Raw genomic sequence first — 16,806 nt, forward strand, 5'->3', positions numbered from 1 at the left:
ACTATTGCAAGGCCTCAAACAATATCTCTATAGGATGCATGGCATTTTCTGCTGTCCCATCTTTTATCTGGTGTCTACAACTAGATCCTGGAGCCACTATTACCGTTTCTTTCCTTTTCGCTCGCACAGCAGGTAACAATACTAACTCCCCGATTTTCATTGACAAATCATAATGTTCTTTTTCATAACCAAATGAACCTGCCATACCGCAGCAACCTGAGGCTATTGTCGTTACTTTATTGCCCCGAGGAATAGTTAACACCTTTTCAGAAAAATGATGTAAGTTCCATGCCTTTTGTTGACAATGTGCATGTAAGAGAAGATCTAGATTAGTATTTCGAAACTTCGAAGACGATATATTACCACGTTCAAACTCTTTCCAGATAAACTCTTCTAATACCATAGCCTGCTTGGCGATACGCTTGGCATCATTTATCAATGGTTCGTCTACCAAATCTATGTATTCATCTCTAAAAGATAAAATAGTAGATGGTTCTACAGCTACCAATGCTATATTATCGTGGATAAGTGCGGAAAAAATCTGTACATTTTTATTAGCTAATTTCTTAGCTTCACGAAGCAAACCTTTAGATATCAATGCTCGTCCACTAGCAGGATGATTGACCATCAAAACGGTATATCCTAAAGCTTCTAATAAGAGAATGGCCTTTTTACCAATTTCGACATCGTTATAATTGGTAAATTCATCACAAAAAAAGTATACATATTGCTGATCCCTCGCATCGGCAACACTTATCTCCCTATTGTTAAACCATTGGCGTAAAGATTTATCCGCAATACTAGGCAGCGTACGATTAACAGAGAACCCTATCATTTGCTTAAGCCATTTGCTCGTTGTCGCATTAGAAATTGTCCAATTGTATAGTTTAGGAAAATGAGCCGCCAACGCTGTTATTTTATCTATGTGCCCTAGCATACGCGCACGCAATGGAATACCATTTGTGTCATAATAAGATTGGAGAAAATCAGCTTTCAATTTAGCCATATCTACACTAGAGGGGCACTCGGATTTACAGCCTTTACAACTAAGGCACAAATCCATCACTTCTTTTATCTCCTGATGGTTAAAGGGATTATCTTTGGTAGAATTAGTAAGAAATTCACGCAATATATTTGCTCGAGCACGGGTGGTATCTTTTTCATTACGTGTTGCCATATAAGAAGGGCACATCGTACCTCCTGCTAGTTCCGTTTTACGGCAATCTCCCGAACCATTACATTGCTCTGCATGCTGCAATATATTTTGTCCATTGTAGCGGAATACAGTATTAAACACTTTTTGTGGCGCGTCAGGTTCATAGCGGAGAAATGAATTCATAGCGGGTGTATCCACTATTTTTCCGGGATTGAACAATCCTTTAGGATCCCATTTATATTTAATATCCTTTAATAGTTGATAGTTTCTTTCCCCTATCATAAAAGGGATAAATTCACCACGCAAGCGACCATCACCATGCTCCCCACTTAATGATCCTCTATATTTTTTGACCAGCTTAGCTATTTCAAAAGCAATCTCACGAAACAATTTATTGCCATTACTGGTTTTTAAGTTAAGAATAGGCCTTAGATGCAATTCACCGGTTGCGGCATGTGCATAGTGAACAGAATAAAGTTGATATCGTGCTAATATAGTATTGAATTCGGAAATAAATGCAGGCAAATCATTGACATCAACTGCTGTATCTTCAATCACAGCAACGGGTTTATCATCTCCCGGCGTATTACTTAATAGCCCTAAACCTGCTTTTCGGAGATTCCATACTTTTCTTTTGTCAGCACCAAATATAACAGGAAAATAATATCCCAAATTATCCTTCAACAGATCAGTTTTGACAGCTTCGATTTTAGTTAATATCTCTTTCTCATCATCCCCATCATATTCGACTATAAGAATAGCAGCAGGATCCCCTTCAACAAAGAATCGATTTTCATTTTGCGCTATATTGTTTTTAGTACAATCTAAAATATAACTATCCATCAGTTCAGAAACTAATGGTTGGTGATTCAAAACGATCAAATTTGCCTTTAAGGCATCTTCTATACTATTAAAGTGCGCACATAGTAAGCCCGATGATTTATTGGGCAAAGAATCAACATGAAGCTTTATCTCCGTAATAAATACCAAGGTACCTTCAGATCCACATATAAGCTTACAAAAATTGAAGGGAACATCTGTAGCTGTAAAAGGATTTGAATGCAAAAGCATATCTATTGCATACCCTGTATTACGACGCTTTACTGTTGATTTAGGAAATTTATTGCGGATTTCTTCTTGAATATTATAATCACTAAGTGTCGTTTTTATATGCTTATATATAGCACCTTCCAAACTTTCAAGCTGACATTTGGCTATAAATTCATCAAAAGAAAGATCCTTAAAATGCACAAAAGAGCCATCAGACAAAAAACCCTTTACCTCAAGCGTATGTTCACGGGCACTACCATAAATCAAAGAATTGGAACCACATGAATTATTGCCAACCATACCGCCGAGCATAGCTCTATTGGCAGTAGATGTTTCGGGACCAAAATACAAACCATAATCTTTTAAATATAGATTGAGCTCGTCACGAATAACACCAGGTTGTACACGTACCCAATTTTCATCTTTATTAACTTCTATTATATTGGTAAAATACTTAGATACATCGACAATTATTCCTGCACCCACGACCTGTCCCGCCAATGATGTTCCTGCCGCACGAGGTATCAAAGAAGTATTATTGCGTATCGCAAATTTAATCAGCAGCGCAATATCATCTTCATCTTTAGGTATAGCCACAGCCAAAGGCATCTCACGATATGCCGATGCATCGGTAGCATACACGGTACGCATGAGGTTATCGAAATATAGCTCACCTTTTAATTGTCCTTTTAATATACGTAATTTACCTTCCACGATGGATATGTTACTCTTAAGATCCTTTTATTTGTGTTGTATAAGTACTTTCGAAGATTTTGTCCGCATTATTGGTTTCAAAACCATCCCTACGATGTACGGACGTAATCTCTTCTTTGGAGAGATGCGAAAATTGCGGTAGCACAGCACGCTCCGCAAATTCAACGTAACTACCTGCTATCTGCACTATTTTATCATCGGCAAAAGTAGCGTTATACAAGGCCGATACGGTACTACTCTGGCGCAACAGTCCATCCGCACTAGTTTTGATAACCCCACCAGCATTATTCAGCTTAACACCAATACTTAATAGAAAATCATTAAATTGTTCTAGCGTATTATAACCATCCTTCAATTCATGAATACTAATCGTATAATGATTGAGGTAATAACGGTTGTAAATAACCCACCCAGCATACTCACTTTCTTCCAATAAAGCTTTATATTCTTCAGATGTAGGAATATCCCATAATGGTTTTTGCAAAAATTCAGCTATTTGCCTTCCATTATTAAGGTCGATAGCCTCTACCGGGTCTACAACGATTGCAGCGGTATATTTGGCGATGATATCTTGTGTCTTTTGGCTTAAATCTCCTACACGCAGCTCAGACACGAAAATCCGTGGATAATGTGGCTCTGGAGGCGCAAACCAATAGGCATCTAATTTTTTACCTTCAAAATTAAAATAATCCTTTTTTGTATAGCCAAGGGCTAGAAATATTTTCTCAAAGGATTTTATTCCCAAATTAGGGACCCCTAAAGTACGAAATGCAATATGATCATTTACGATATCTTCTTGCTTCTGAACAACCCCATTTTGTAGCAAAGCATTTGTTATCTTATCAACGTCGACAACATTCTTTCTATAATGCTCAAAAAGGTCATTCAACACGATGTTCAATGGTTTATTTTCTTCGAAATACATAATAGGTTTATAGTGTTTATAACAAAGTAAATGTAATAACTAAATAATAATTACACTACAATATACATAAATAATCGAACAAAATACACTTAGAAGAGTGATGGTCGAAATATAATTCGATATCAATTACAGAATCAAGAATCTTACAATTCCTCTTTCAACAATTCTTCTAGCTCTTCGGGGCTTAAATTCATATTTACATTACCATCTTTAGCAAAAGAAATCTCCCCAGTCTCTTCAGAGACAATAACAGCAACAGCTTCAGACACCTCCGTTACACCAATTGCAGCACGATGGCGAAGGCCAAATTGAGGAGGTAAATCTTCAGAGTCTGAAAGCGGCAAAACAGAGCTTGCCGTCATCACCCTAAAATCAACAATAACGACAGCACCATCATGCAAGGGGCTATTTTTAAAAAATATACTCTCGAGCAATCTTTTGGACACCGGTGCATCAATATATTCGCCACTAGACTGATAATATTCTTCATCAAAATACCTAGAAAAAACCAGTAAAGCACCTGTTCGGGATCTAGACATGCTTTTACAAGCATCTATTATAGGTTTTATCTGCTCGGTATGATCTTTTTGCGCCGTTTTCTTAGCACCTATAAAATTTAAGAAGAATTTTTTACGACGCATCGAGATATTTTTTCCTATATGCAATAGGAAACGACGTATCTCCTGTTGAAAAACGACAATCAATGCGATAGAACCTACAGATATAAAACCGCCAAATATCTCCGTCAAGAGGCGCATTTCCAGCTGTTTCACGGCAAGATAAATACCATAAAACAGGGCTACTCCCATCAATATATTAACGGCAATAGTCCCCTTTATCAAACTGTATACATAGTATATAATTACAGCAACCAAAAGGATATCTAAGATATCTAATAATCTAAACCCTTCTAAGAGATTAAAGCTAAATCCATCCATTGAATGCAATTTAAAAAAATTATCTTTCATTTTCTTTGTAAATACATACTAAATCACCCATTTACATAATATAACACATATGACGATATACAATAGGGAATCAATTTTATTAGTTACATTTGTAACTTAGCTAAACACTAAGGATTATGACAAAATTATCTGTAAATATTAATAAAATAGCTACTCTACGTAATTCTAGAGGAGGTAATGTTCCGAATGTCTTATCTACAGCATTATCATGTGAACGTTTTGGAGCAGAAGGAATTACTGTGCACCCACGACCTGATGAACGACATATACGTTATCAAGATGTATACGATTTAAAAGCTGAAATCACTACTGAATTCAATATCGAAGGAAATTGCCAAGAGCAAAAGTTTATTGATTTAGTACTAGCTAACAAACCAACACAAGTAACCTTAGTTCCTGATATATTAGGACAAATAACATCCAACCATGGATGGGATACCATCAAGCATCAAGCATACCTTAAAGAAATGGTTTCTTTATTTCAAAATGAAGGAATCAGAGTATCCATTTTTGTGGACCCTATTGAAGAAATGGTAGAAGCTGCCGCTACGACAGGTACAGATCGTATAGAATTGTATACTGAAGCATACGCTGCAGAATATGGCTTCAATAAAGAGAAAGCTATTAAACCATACTTCAAAGCAGCACAGAAAGCTAGAGAAGTTGGTTTAGGATTGAATGCTGGTCATGATTTAGACTTAAACAACTTAGCCTATTTCAATCAACATATACCAGGTCTATTAGAAGTAAGTATTGGACATGCCCTGATAGCTGACGCATTATATCTAGGATTAGAAGAAACTATAAAACGCTATTTAGCAGCGTTAAAAGCATAAAACGATAAAAGCCATTTTTGAAATCAAAAATGGCTTTTATTATAAGTTATTAAATAATACTATTAATGAATACCTCTAAAAAATCTATTCCAACGTATTTTTGATAAGAAACTACCATCCGCATCCCAACTTAACCAAGTAAATAAAGCTTTACCTACAATATGATCTTCCGGAACGAACCCAAAATCTCTAGAGTCTAAGGAATTATCTCTATTATCACCCATCATCCAGTAATAATCCATTTTGATGGTATAATTATCCGATTTTACCCCATTTACATAAATACCATCATCACGCTTCTCTAAGGTATTTCCTTCGTATACCGTAATCAAGCGCTCATATATAGGAAGAGAAAGATCTGTTAACTCAACGACATCACCTTTAGCAGGTACTTTTAAAGGGCCAAAATTATGGAAATTCCAGTTATATAGGTCTGATTTAGGGAAAGCAGGATTAGGGTTGTCCGACATTATTACTTTCTGTACATTAGACCATTTTTCTACTTCTTTAATTTCTTCTTCTGTTACATATAGTATGTAAACGACATTGCCATTTTCATCGTATTGCTGATTATATTCGAAGCGTTTATCTTTCAATATTTGGGGACTCAAACCATTCTGGTCCGTAAATACGATATAAGCCTTCTGTACATCATTGGAATCATATCCTGGCTGTCCATTGACGATTAAATTACCATTTTGCATTTCTACAACATCACCAGGTGCACCCACTGCACGTTTGATATAATTTTCTCTTTTATCTACGGGTCTATTGTAAGGAGCATCTGCTTCCATCGGAAAATTAAAAACAACAACATCATTGCGTTCTATCTTTTCAAATCCTGGCAAACGTTTGTAAGGGATTTCTATTAATTCGGAATATGCTTTGCCACCAGTGATTGGCATGGTATGATGAGCGAACGGAAAAGCTATTGGCGTATTAGGAATACGAGGGCCGTAATTTAATTTACTCACGAACAAGAAATCTCCTACGAGCAATGATCTTTCCATAGATCCCGTGGGAATCATATATGCTTCAATCAAGAAGCCGCGAATCAACGAAGCTGCTACTGTCGCAAATATGATAGCATCTGCCCATTCTCTTCCTACAGATTTTTTGTACGGATACTTCTTCTTAAACTCTTCCGTATTTGGTTGACCAAGATATTTTACCGTTGAATCCAACGCCCACATTGGTAAAACTATAAATGGAACAAGCACAGCTGCTGCATTTTCCCAAAATCTACGTTTACCAAAAGCTTTTATAAAATCAAGATAAAAACCGTAGAATACAAAAATGTTAACAATAGGAACTATTAACAAAATAACCCACCATGTAGGACGTCCTACTAATTGAGCCATTACGTACTCTCTATAAAAAGGAACGATTGCTTCCCAACCTTGTTTGCCAGCCTTTTTGAAAAGTAAAAAAAGACCATATAACGATACAATTGTCAGTACTGCAAAAATAATATACCACATATTAAAGATTTTTAAATATTAGTAGTTTAAAATACAAAATAGTTACAGCTTAAATCAAAGTATTGAAATCAAATATTTCCGTTACTTGATAGAAACCTTTCTTTTTGTTCAACCATTCTGCTGCTACTACTGCACCAAGCGCAAAACCATCTCTATTATGTGCAGTATGTTTAAACTCAATTTGATCTACTTCGGAACTATACAACACGGTGTGCGTACCTGGCACTTCTTCGATACGAAGACTTTCAATGAGCAACTCATCAGGTTTATTAATTAGGCCTGACTCTGTTGTACCTACCACCTCGTTTACCCAAGTTTGCTTGGTGGTTGAATTATTCAATATACCTTCAGCAATTGTTATCGCTGTACCGCTAGGCGCATCAAGCTTATGAATATGGTGAATTTCTTCTACTTGGACATCATACTGTTTGTATGGATCCATTGCTTTAGCCAGCATACGATTGATATGAAAAAACACATTCACACCTATACTGAAATTAGAGCCATATAATAAAGATTGATTAGCTTCTAAACAGATATCCTTTACTTCATTGAGATGCTCATACCACCCTGTAGTTCCCACTACAATTGGTAAATCAGCTTCAAAACATAAAGATATATTTTCTAAGGCAGCATCTGGCGTACTAAAATCAATAGCTATATCAGCACCTTGAAGGTCTTCAACCTTAATATTGTCCCGATTACTGGCATCTACAACGAGCACTACTTCATGCCCTCTTTTTAGCGCAAACTTTTCAATTAGTTGCCCCATTTTGCCATAGCCTAATAAAACGATTTTCATAATTGAGGTTATATTTCTTTAAAAATTAAATGTTAATTTAACACCTGGGGTCAGCAGGCTTGCAAAATTTGATTGAAAGGCTAATCCATTTGTATTCGTAGGAAGCAAGGTAGGATTTATTTTAAAGCCCAAGTCATCGCCAATATTATAACGATTACGCAACATAGAATCGGTATATGCTTCAATGATATTACCTGCCCACCACACTGCAGTAACCAATATGGTCATATCACGATAGCGCCTAAAATTATCTTTCTGTCGAATCAAACCATCCAAAGTAGTATAGCCATTCGCTAAATCAGGATCAGAAGTATCGCCATTATTATCAATACGATAGACTGCTTCCTTCGTGAATTTCTGATAATAAAAATTCCAATAATCGAATACAAAATAAGCTGTTATAAAACCACCATAAATAATAGGTAATTTTATCCACAGGTATTTACCACCATTGGTAATCTGTCCCCAACCGGGCAACATAGCAGATCTTTTCCAAGCGATATCGGACACATGCTCTATATGAAGACGAGCAGAATCCTTTAAGATATCTTTGTAATAAAATTTTGCACGTTCTTTCTCCGCCTTTTGCCGAGCCTTGCGCTCTGCTTTTGTTTCTTTCTTTACGGTATCCTGCACTGCAGTAGTATCTAGTGCTACATTATCAAGTTCTACATTTTTTGTGGTAGAATCAACTTGCGCTCTGGATACAAATACAAAAAAAACTAATAATATAAGTGTTATTAATTTGGGCATTACCAATCTAATAGTTCTAAAATACGGCTCAAATCATCTTCCGACTCAAAAGGAATCTCAATAGCCCCTTTCCCTCTAGCATTTTTCAAATTCAATTTGACACGCGTAGAGAATCGAGATGCTAAATCATCCTCAATCTTTTGGTACTGAAAATCTAATTGTTGACCAACACCTTTACCTTTTTTAGGCTTTATTTGCTCCTGAATATTACGGACCAATATCTCTGCCATACGAACAGAAAGACCCTTGTCTATAATCTCCTGAAAGACATATAACTGTTTATCGACCTCACCTACATTGATCAAAGCACGTGCATGTCCCATTGAAATCTGTCCATCACGAATACCTGCCTGAATCACTGGTGGCAACTTCAATAAGCGCAAATAGTTAGTAACCGTAGATCTATTTTTAGAGACACGATCACCCAATTCTTCTTGTTTCAAGTTACATTCTTCAATCATTCGTTGAAAACTCAATGCTACCTCGATGGCATTTAAATTTTCACGCTGTATGTTCTCAATAAGGGCCATTTCCAGCATCTGCTGGTCATTGGCCGTACGCACATAAGCGGGGATATCATTAATACCGGCCAATTTGGAAGCACGTAGACGACGCTCACCACTAATTAATTGGTATTGATCTTTTCCTATCTGACGAACAGTGATTGGCTGTATTAATCCTTGTATCTTGATGGATTCCGATAATTCAAGTAAAGCATTTTGATCAAAATCAGTACGTGGCTGAAATGGATTTACCGCAATATCTTCAATTTTGATAAAATTAATACTCCCTGCAGAAGAAACGTTAACTTCAGCAGTTTCTCTTGGCGTATTATTCGTTGTCACTTTTAAATCATCTTGCAAAAGTGCGCCAAGCCCTTTCCCTAATCCTGTTTTACGTTGTAATGCTGCCATTATTCTGCAATCGCTTGTTCTTTATTTTGTTCTACTAAATTATTTTTTTGTAAGATCTCACGTGCTAAATTCAAATAATTAATAGCCCCTTTGCATGATGCATCATGCATGATTACAGAAATACCAAAACTTGGCGCTTCGCTCAAGCGCGTATTTCGTTGTATAATCGTGTCAAATACTAAATCATGGAAATGTGTTCTCACCTCTTCTACTACTTGATTAGAAAGACGTAAACGCACGTCATACATCGTCAACAATATACCTTCAATTTCCAAATCCGTATTTAATCTATTTTGGACTATTTTAATAGTATTCAATAGCTTGCCTAATCCTTCTAAGGCAAAGTATTCACACTGAACGGGGATAATCACAGAGTCAGACGCTGTTAAAGCATTGATCGTTATCAAACCTAATGAAGGCGAACAGTCAATAATGATAAAGTCATATTTATCTTTTATGGCTGTCAACATTTTTTTCATCTTATACTCACGCTCATTGAGATTTATCATCTCAATTTCTGCTCCTACTAAATCAATATGTGCAGGCAACAAATCTAAGAATGGTGTCTCAGTAGCTTGTATAGCTTCCAAAGGATCCATATCATTTACTAAGCATTCATATACACTAGCTTTAATATTTCGTGGATCAAAACCTATTCCAGATGTAGAATTTGCCTGAGGGTCAGCGTCCACCAACAGTGTTTTATATTCCAATACAGCTAAACTCGCTGCAAGGTTAATTGAAGTTGTTGTTTTCCCTACGCCGCCTTTTTGATTTGCTATAGCAATTATTTTTCCCATGAGATACCGAACCGTTACAATTTATTTTTTCTAATGGATGCCTAATAAGTTTATCAAAAATACATTTACATTACTTATAAAATGCTTAAATGTTGTTAAATTTGAGAACTATTAGACACTATTATTCAGAAAGCTAAGATACAAAAAATAGACTTAGGTTTTCACAAAGTCGTATTTACTTTACTATAAGTTTCAAAATCACAATGAATTTAATTATATCAGGCACCAATAGACTGGGTAGCAACTCCTTGAAAGTGGCTAAATATTATCAACAGGAATTGGTTAAACAAGGTGAAAATTGGGATTTACTTTCTTTAACAGAATTGCCACCTGATATTTTATGCACAGATCTATATGGCAAAAGATCAGCCAATTTCGCCCCTATTCAGGCAAAGATTTCAGCTAGTAAAAAGATTATTTTTATAATCCCTGAGTATAATGGCAGTTATCCGGGCGTTTTAAAAACTTTCGTTGATGCCTGTACTTTTCCTTCATCATTTCACCACAAAAAAGCTATTCTTGTAGGTATTTCGAGTGGAAAATATGGCAATATCCGTGGCATAGATCATTTCACAGGCGTATGTAACTATATGCGCATGCACGTCTTGCCGTTAAAACTTCACATCCCAATTATCCAAGACGAATTAGATGAAAACAATGATTTTTATAACCCCAATACATTAAAATTTATTCACGAACAGATCGCAGAGATTATCGCATTCTAAGGATATATTTTTCTTATTTAGCCGTATTCAAAATATTAAATTATATGCAAAGAGCTGTCATTTTAGACAGCTCTTTATATTTAAAAATTACTATTGTATTGTAGGATCAAAAGTACCACCCCAATCTTTATTTTGTTGAAGTTTTGTATTCTTATCCAACACAGACTGTGCTATTGGGAAGAAATAATAGGTATCAGGAACTAAATTTACTTGCGCACCAGATCTTGGCACTTGTAACAAAGTATACTTAAAATGATCTTCTTTGAGTTGATAAGCTCTTGCTAAAGAAGCTGCTTCATCCAGATCCATTTCAGTCCCGTTAGTGTTGATTGCTATTGCTTCTACCCCAAACTTAGTTTTATTGTGTAGTACAGCAAGTTTACGCAAACGTCTTAAATCCCAAAAACGATGTCCCTCAAAACAAAACTCAATACTACGTTCTAGCAATATCGCTTCACGTATATCCTCACGACTAGCTGCTGTAATACCATATTTACCATCTAAACCAGCTTCAATTCCCGCACGCTTACGAATTTGTGTTAAGATATCTATCGCTGTATTTATATCCCCTGTTTCATTTGCCGTCTCAGCATAATTAAGCATTACTTCAGCCAAACGCATTACTACGTAGTCTACGTCGTACTGTGTTTCCACCTCTGTTTGCTTTAAAGAAAGCTTAGAATTTTTAAGAATAAAAAAGCCGCTGTATCTATTCAAATTTTCTGAAGGAGTTCTAGCATTAGGATTGATCCCAAAATCATCTAAAGCTGTAGCGATACCAACAGAAGTATATTGCCTTTTGCCGGCCTTTCCAGAAACTTCATAAATCTTACCATTCCAAACTATAGATTTTTCAAACCTAGGATCCCTATTTTCCCAATAAGATTGTAAAAATTGATCTTCAGTTTTATAATATGGGCTAGATACATCAGAGTACAATTTACCATCTTTCATGGGAAAAGACTTCACAAATTCCCAAGCAGGAACGGCACCTGCTGTACCTCTACTTTCAGAACCTGGTCGTACACCATTATCATAATTGGCAACCTTATTCGGGTAAGTATTTATAACCGAGAATATCGATTCGGGACCTTTTTCTTGGAGTGCAATATTAGCATAATCAGGAGTTAGGCTATAACCATTAGCTAACAACCTATCATACGCTGCCTTATTCGCAGCATGAGCTTCATTCCAAAAAGTATTGCCATAAGGATTAGTAGGATTAAACTGAGGTGAGGCTTTATATAATAATACCTTTCCTTTGAATGCTACTGCAAAATTACCATCGATCTTTCCATAATCGGAAGAGCTCTTAGCTATTGTTTGTGGCAACAAAGAGATCGCTTGATCTAAGTCTTTAACCATTAATTCAAAACACTCTTTGGTACTATTACGAGGCACTTCCAAATCATCACTTTCCAAATCTTGTGGCGTCGTAATATAAGGAACACCACCGTGGTATTTCACCATATTGAAATACACATATGCACGCATAAACAAAGCCTGTCCTAGCACACTATTTTTGAGTTCTGTGGTCAATCCAGTACTTTCAGATACTTTTTGAATAGCGGTATTTATTTTTCGGATAGTCGTATAATCCCAAGCTTTATAAGCTGTATTATTAACCGTTACAGCATCTAGGGCGAAGTTAATACCGATTAATTGGTCCGAATTATTATCTGCGCCGGAGGACCAGTTACCAAATAAAGGATATAAATTAGCTAAATAAGCGTTTACTAAATTTGGATCATTCCAAACTTTTGACTCATCTAGCGAATTAAGATCTTCAATATTTAAGACATCTTTACAAGAAGTCACTGTTAACATTAAAGCTATAATGGGATAGAATATTTTTTTCATGATTACGTTTGATTAAAATTTAATGTCTAAGCCTAAAGTAAATGTTTTCATCACAGGATATGAGTCATACATTTTTTGTTCTGGGTCATGAAATTCTGTCATAGGAGAGAGTACAAATAAGTTTGTTCCATTAAAAAACACATTTATACCCTTCAACTTAATAGAATTAACAAGAGATTGCGGCAAACTATAAGAAACATTTAAATCACGCAAACGCATATAAGCACCATTTCTAATCCAAAAAGTAGATGAAGCAGTACCTGCTTCTTGCCAGTTAGAACCTACGACTCTCGGATAAGCAGCTTGAGGATTCTCAGCTGTCCACACATCACCTGCCCATATAGGGTAGTAAGGTCGGAATGACCCCCCATGTTGACGCATCCCTGCCCCCTCTTGATTACTAATAATACGGTCATATGCTAATACACCTTGTAATAAAGCGGAAACTGAAAACCCTTTCCAACTTGCATTCAATCCCAATCCATAGTTGATACGAGGTGTATTATTTTTAGACAATAACATCATATCATTATCATCTATCTTTCCATCAGCGCCGTCAGAAAAATTAGCACCTTTGACATCTTTATAGAGAATCATGCCTAAATAAGGATCTCTACCATAAGTTTTGAAACCACTATTTAATAAATCATTCAGCTGCTCTTGTGTTCTTACGAGATCAATAGCCTCTAAACCTACTATGCGATTTTCTGGCCTTCCAATTCTAGATTTAAAATTCTGCTCTCTTCCCGTAGCATAAGATGGCTCCTCATCATATATATCCCAACGATCTATAGCGTATCCCATATTTGCACTAATACCATATCCAACCTCACCTACTCTATCATTCCATCCTAACAAAAATTCACCTCCTTTATAACTACGAGCGGCATAATTTTCGGGGGCTAGTGTACGTCCATAATTATCTGGCACAATTAGATTACGACCGCCCAAAATATCCGTTTCTTTCCTTGTAAACACATCAATATTACCTGTAAATCTATTAGAAAACATGGCAAAATCTAACCCCAAGTTATAACTCTTAGATGTGGTCCAAGTAAGATTTTGTGTTGGGGTAGCACCATAAGTAACCCCATTATAATAACGGTCACCAAACATGTAACCACCTGAAGGAGCATACTTCTCTTGGTATAAAAACTGTCCAATTTTAGCTGCATTTACATTAAGATCATTTCCTGTAGTACCGTATGATGCTCTTAGTTTTAAATCATTAATAGTATTTTTTATATTCTCAAAAAAACCTTCCTCCGAGACACGCCATCCTGCAGACATTGATGGAAAAAAGCCCCATCGCTTATCACCAGGAAATAAAGGAGATCCATCATATCTAAAAGAAAATTCAGCTAGATACTTATCTGCATAATTATAATTAGCCCGCCCAATAATGCCTCTACGAGCATCTACAGCTTCACTTGCAGAAGTAGATCTAAAATTACGATCCGTTGGATACACAAACATCTGATCTAGATTAACGATAGGATTTTCGGCACGTGAGTTTACGTAAGTAGCTCCAAACTTATATTGTTCATATACCAATAAGGCATCAATAGAATGTTTGTTGAATGTTCGATTATAATTTAAAAACCAGTTCAATTGGTATTGCCATTCTCGCTGAGGAGAATAATCTAAAAATGGCTGAGATTGACTGAACGTAAAGATATTGATTTTATCTTCTGTCGGTGCTGCAGGAATAAATCTATTACCACTCGGATCTAAAGAAGTAAATGTATAGTTTTTTTGAAATGTCATGAAGCGCTTCCTCATATAATCATTAGCGACATAACTACCAACAAGTTTAGTAGATAAACCCTTCACGAACTTATCCAATTTGTAATTCAATGTCATAATAGGGTTCACTTGTCTGACCTTTCTATCGATATAGCGGTCACCTATCACTTGATCGATTACATTCCATGCTTGCCAACTCCCCATTGGCGTCTGCACCGGATACTCTGTTGGCGTATTACTAGGAGATCCATCTTCATTTAGATAAAAAGGATACATCTTAGGCCAATTGAAGGTAACGCGATAAAAATCTGACACATCAAAATCATCATCTTCAGCAGACGTACTAAATGGCCAATAGAAACGTTTTGAATTTGTTTGATTAGCTGCGATATTAACATCTATGCTAAAATCATCTGTTACTTTAGCGCTAACATTACTTCGCAAATTAAACTTCTCATGATCCAATGATTTATAGGATCCATTCTCTTTACGATAGCTCAACAGGGTATAATATGTAATGCGATCCCCACCACCAGTCAACGATATTGATTGCCTATGGCTAGATGGATTTTGCCATATCATATCATTTACACTATATACTTTATCTTTAAAATAATCATATTCCTCCTGACCATTAGGAGCGACCCATGGTGATGATTGATTCCCTCTTTCCCACAAAAATTGAGATACGCGATTTTGATATGTTAACTCATCGGCTGCAGTCGTAATATCAGCTAATAATGTTTGCGTAGGCTGTGCAAAAGTATAGTTACTTTGCACATTAAAAACAGGCTCTTGGTTACTTCCTTTTCTTGTAGTAACAACCACGACCCCATTACCTGCGCGGGTACCATAAACAGCAGCCGAAGCCGCATCTTTCAAGAAGCTCATTTGATCCACCTCATTTGCTTCTAACGCATCAAAGGCAGCCTTATCTCTAACAATACCATCAATTACATAAAGAGGCTCTGCAAAACTACCTCTAATCCGCAATGCAGAAGAAGCCCCCGCCATACCTGAAGTATTGGTTACATTAACACCTGGAGCACGTCCTGCCAATGTATTGGACAGATTTGATGGTGCTATATTCTTAAGTTGATCTGCATTGACAGAAGAAATTGCACCTGTTAAATTCCCTTTACGCTGGCGCCCATATCCAACCACCACCACCTCATCCAAGGTATCCATATCTTCGGTCAAAACAATCTGGATATTCGAAAGATTATCAACAGTTATTTCTTGAGATTGATAACCTACAATACTAACTGAAAGAACATCACCAACCTTACCCGACAAACTAAATCTCCCGTTATCGTCCGTAGCAACAGATAGTCCGTTCTTAATGGATATAGTCGCTCCAACAATAGCTTTTCCACTAGCATCAACCACTTTACCTGTTATTTTTTCTTGTTTATAAAGATACGATGAGTGAGCAGCCTGAACTGGGAGTGAAACTGTTAAGAAACAGCTAGTAACAGAAAATACGGTTACACCTATGGGTATACGCATTTTTGATAAATAGTAATTTTTAAGCATATGATTGGTTTATATTAATATTATTAATTAATAATACCGCCAATTGACTATATAGGCTAATTAATCAGGGTATTTAGGTTGATTTACAGCGCCTAATATATAAATAAAAAAAATATTATAAAACAAAACAACCAATTTGTTGAACAAACAACAAAAAAAGAGAGAAAAACCGAAGGAAATATAATAAAAAAGGGAATAAACAAAAAAAGCACCAATTTCTTGATGCTTTATGTGGAGGCTACTGGATTCGAACCAGTGACCCTCTGCTTGTAAGGCAGATGCTCTGAACCAGCTGAGCTAAGCCTCCGTAAGGATAGTGGAGAATACTGGATTCGAACCAGTGACCCTCTGCTTGTAAGGCAGATGCTCTGAACCAGCTGAGCTAATTCTCCTTTAGAATATGGTGGAGAATACTGGGTTCGAACCAGTGACCCCCTGCTTGTAAGGCAGGTGCTCTGAACCAGCTGAGCTAATTCTCCATTTTGTTATTCATTTATCTTTAAGAACACACAATCGTTATCCTGATTGCGTGTGCAAATA

At 36.3% G+C, this 16,806-nt stretch carries 12 protein-coding genes and 3 tRNA genes; 2 read left to right on the forward strand and 13 right to left on the reverse strand.

The genetic code is table 11. The features are described from left to right. Position 1 precedes the first annotated feature (1 nt). From IP023_RS03835 to cdaA, 3 genes are all read right to left on the reverse strand, one after another. Positions 2 to 2,920 (reverse strand): FAD-binding and (Fe-S)-binding domain-containing protein, encoded by a 2,919-nt coding sequence (locus IP023_RS03835; protein WP_241788931.1) that lies wholly within the window; start codon positions 2,918 to 2,920, stop codon positions 2 to 4. Positions 2,921 to 2,936: 16 nt separating this feature from the next. After that, the gene (locus IP023_RS03840; protein ID WP_241788932.1) at positions 2,937 to 3,845 is read right to left on the reverse strand and encodes a DUF1338 domain-containing protein; all 909 of its coding nucleotides are present in this window, start codon (positions 3,843 to 3,845) and stop codon (positions 2,937 to 2,939) included. Positions 3,846 to 3,988: 143 nt separating this feature from the next. After that, positions 3,989 to 4,783, reverse strand: a complete 795-nt coding sequence (cdaA, locus tag IP023_RS03845; protein ID WP_241789130.1) for a diadenylate cyclase CdaA — start codon at positions 4,781 to 4,783, stop codon at positions 3,989 to 3,991. 146 nt (positions 4,784 to 4,929) lie between these two features. Here cdaA and IP023_RS03850 point away from each other — a divergent pair, with 146 nt between their 5' ends. Then, the gene (locus IP023_RS03850) at positions 4,930 to 5,649 is read left to right on the forward strand and encodes a pyridoxine 5'-phosphate synthase (RefSeq protein ID WP_241788933.1); all 720 of its coding nucleotides are present in this window, start codon (positions 4,930 to 4,932) and stop codon (positions 5,647 to 5,649) included. A gap of 62 nt (positions 5,650 to 5,711) precedes the next feature. Here the strand turns inward: IP023_RS03850 and lepB are convergent, their stop codons facing one another. Genes lepB through IP023_RS03875 form a run of 5 tightly spaced genes read right to left on the reverse strand, consistent with a single transcriptional unit; the run spans position 5,712 to position 10,399 of the window. Further along, on the reverse strand, positions 5,712 to 7,130 hold the full coding sequence (lepB, locus tag IP023_RS03855) for a signal peptidase I (RefSeq protein ID WP_241788934.1): 1,419 nt from the start codon (positions 7,128 to 7,130) through the stop codon (positions 5,712 to 5,714). A gap of 49 nt (positions 7,131 to 7,179) precedes the next feature. Continuing rightward, entirely contained in the window at positions 7,180 to 7,932 is a 753-nt protein-coding gene (gene dapB / locus IP023_RS03860) for a 4-hydroxy-tetrahydrodipicolinate reductase (RefSeq protein WP_241788935.1), read from the reverse strand. Between the two features lie 18 nt (positions 7,933 to 7,950). Further along, positions 7,951 to 8,685, reverse strand: a complete 735-nt coding sequence (locus IP023_RS03865) for a DUF5683 domain-containing protein (RefSeq protein WP_241788936.1) — start codon at positions 8,683 to 8,685, stop codon at positions 7,951 to 7,953. Then, a complete protein-coding gene (locus tag IP023_RS03870) occupies positions 8,685 to 9,599 on the reverse strand; it encodes a ParB/RepB/Spo0J family partition protein (RefSeq protein ID WP_241788937.1) in 915 nt (304 codons plus the stop codon). The genes IP023_RS03865 and IP023_RS03870 overlap by 1 nt, the downstream gene beginning before the upstream one ends. Further along, positions 9,599 to 10,399: a ParA family protein gene (locus tag IP023_RS03875; RefSeq protein WP_241788938.1), complete on the reverse strand. Its 801-nt coding sequence runs from the start codon at positions 10,397 to 10,399 to the stop codon at positions 9,599 to 9,601. Before IP023_RS03875 ends, IP023_RS03870 begins: the two co-directional genes overlap by 1 nt. Positions 10,400 to 10,602: 203 nt before the next feature. Here IP023_RS03875 and IP023_RS03880 point away from each other — a divergent pair, with 203 nt between their 5' ends. Continuing rightward, a complete protein-coding gene (locus tag IP023_RS03880) occupies positions 10,603 to 11,124 on the forward strand; it encodes an NADPH-dependent FMN reductase (RefSeq protein WP_241788939.1) in 522 nt (173 codons plus the stop codon). Positions 11,125 to 11,214: 90 nt separating this feature from the next. On the opposite strand, the gene IP023_RS03885 is transcribed toward IP023_RS03880, so the two are convergent. From IP023_RS03885 to IP023_RS03905, 5 genes are all read right to left on the reverse strand, one after another. Continuing rightward, positions 11,215 to 12,984: a RagB/SusD family nutrient uptake outer membrane protein gene (locus tag IP023_RS03885; protein WP_241788940.1), complete on the reverse strand. Its 1,770-nt coding sequence runs from the start codon at positions 12,982 to 12,984 to the stop codon at positions 11,215 to 11,217. A 12-nt stretch (positions 12,985 to 12,996) separates the two neighbouring features. Continuing rightward, positions 12,997 to 16,266 carry a SusC/RagA family TonB-linked outer membrane protein gene (locus IP023_RS03890; RefSeq protein ID WP_241788941.1) on the reverse strand — a complete coding sequence of 1,090 codons (3,270 nt, stop codon included), beginning with the start codon at positions 16,264 to 16,266 and terminating at the stop codon, positions 12,997 to 12,999. 232 nt (positions 16,267 to 16,498) lie between these two features. Then, positions 16,499 to 16,573 (reverse strand) — tRNA-Val (locus IP023_RS03895). A 10-nt stretch (positions 16,574 to 16,583) separates the two neighbouring features. Continuing rightward, positions 16,584 to 16,658: transfer RNA gene (locus IP023_RS03900), tRNA-Val, on the reverse strand. Positions 16,659 to 16,667: 9 nt separating this feature from the next. Further along, a tRNA-Val gene (locus IP023_RS03905) sits at positions 16,668 to 16,745 on the reverse strand. Between the last annotated feature and the right edge of the window lie 61 nt (positions 16,746 to 16,806).

Origin of the sequence: Sphingobacterium rhinopitheci (assembly GCF_022627575.1) — a bacterium.
Lineage (GTDB): Bacteria > Bacteroidota > Bacteroidia > Sphingobacteriales > Sphingobacteriaceae > Sphingobacterium > Sphingobacterium rhinopitheci.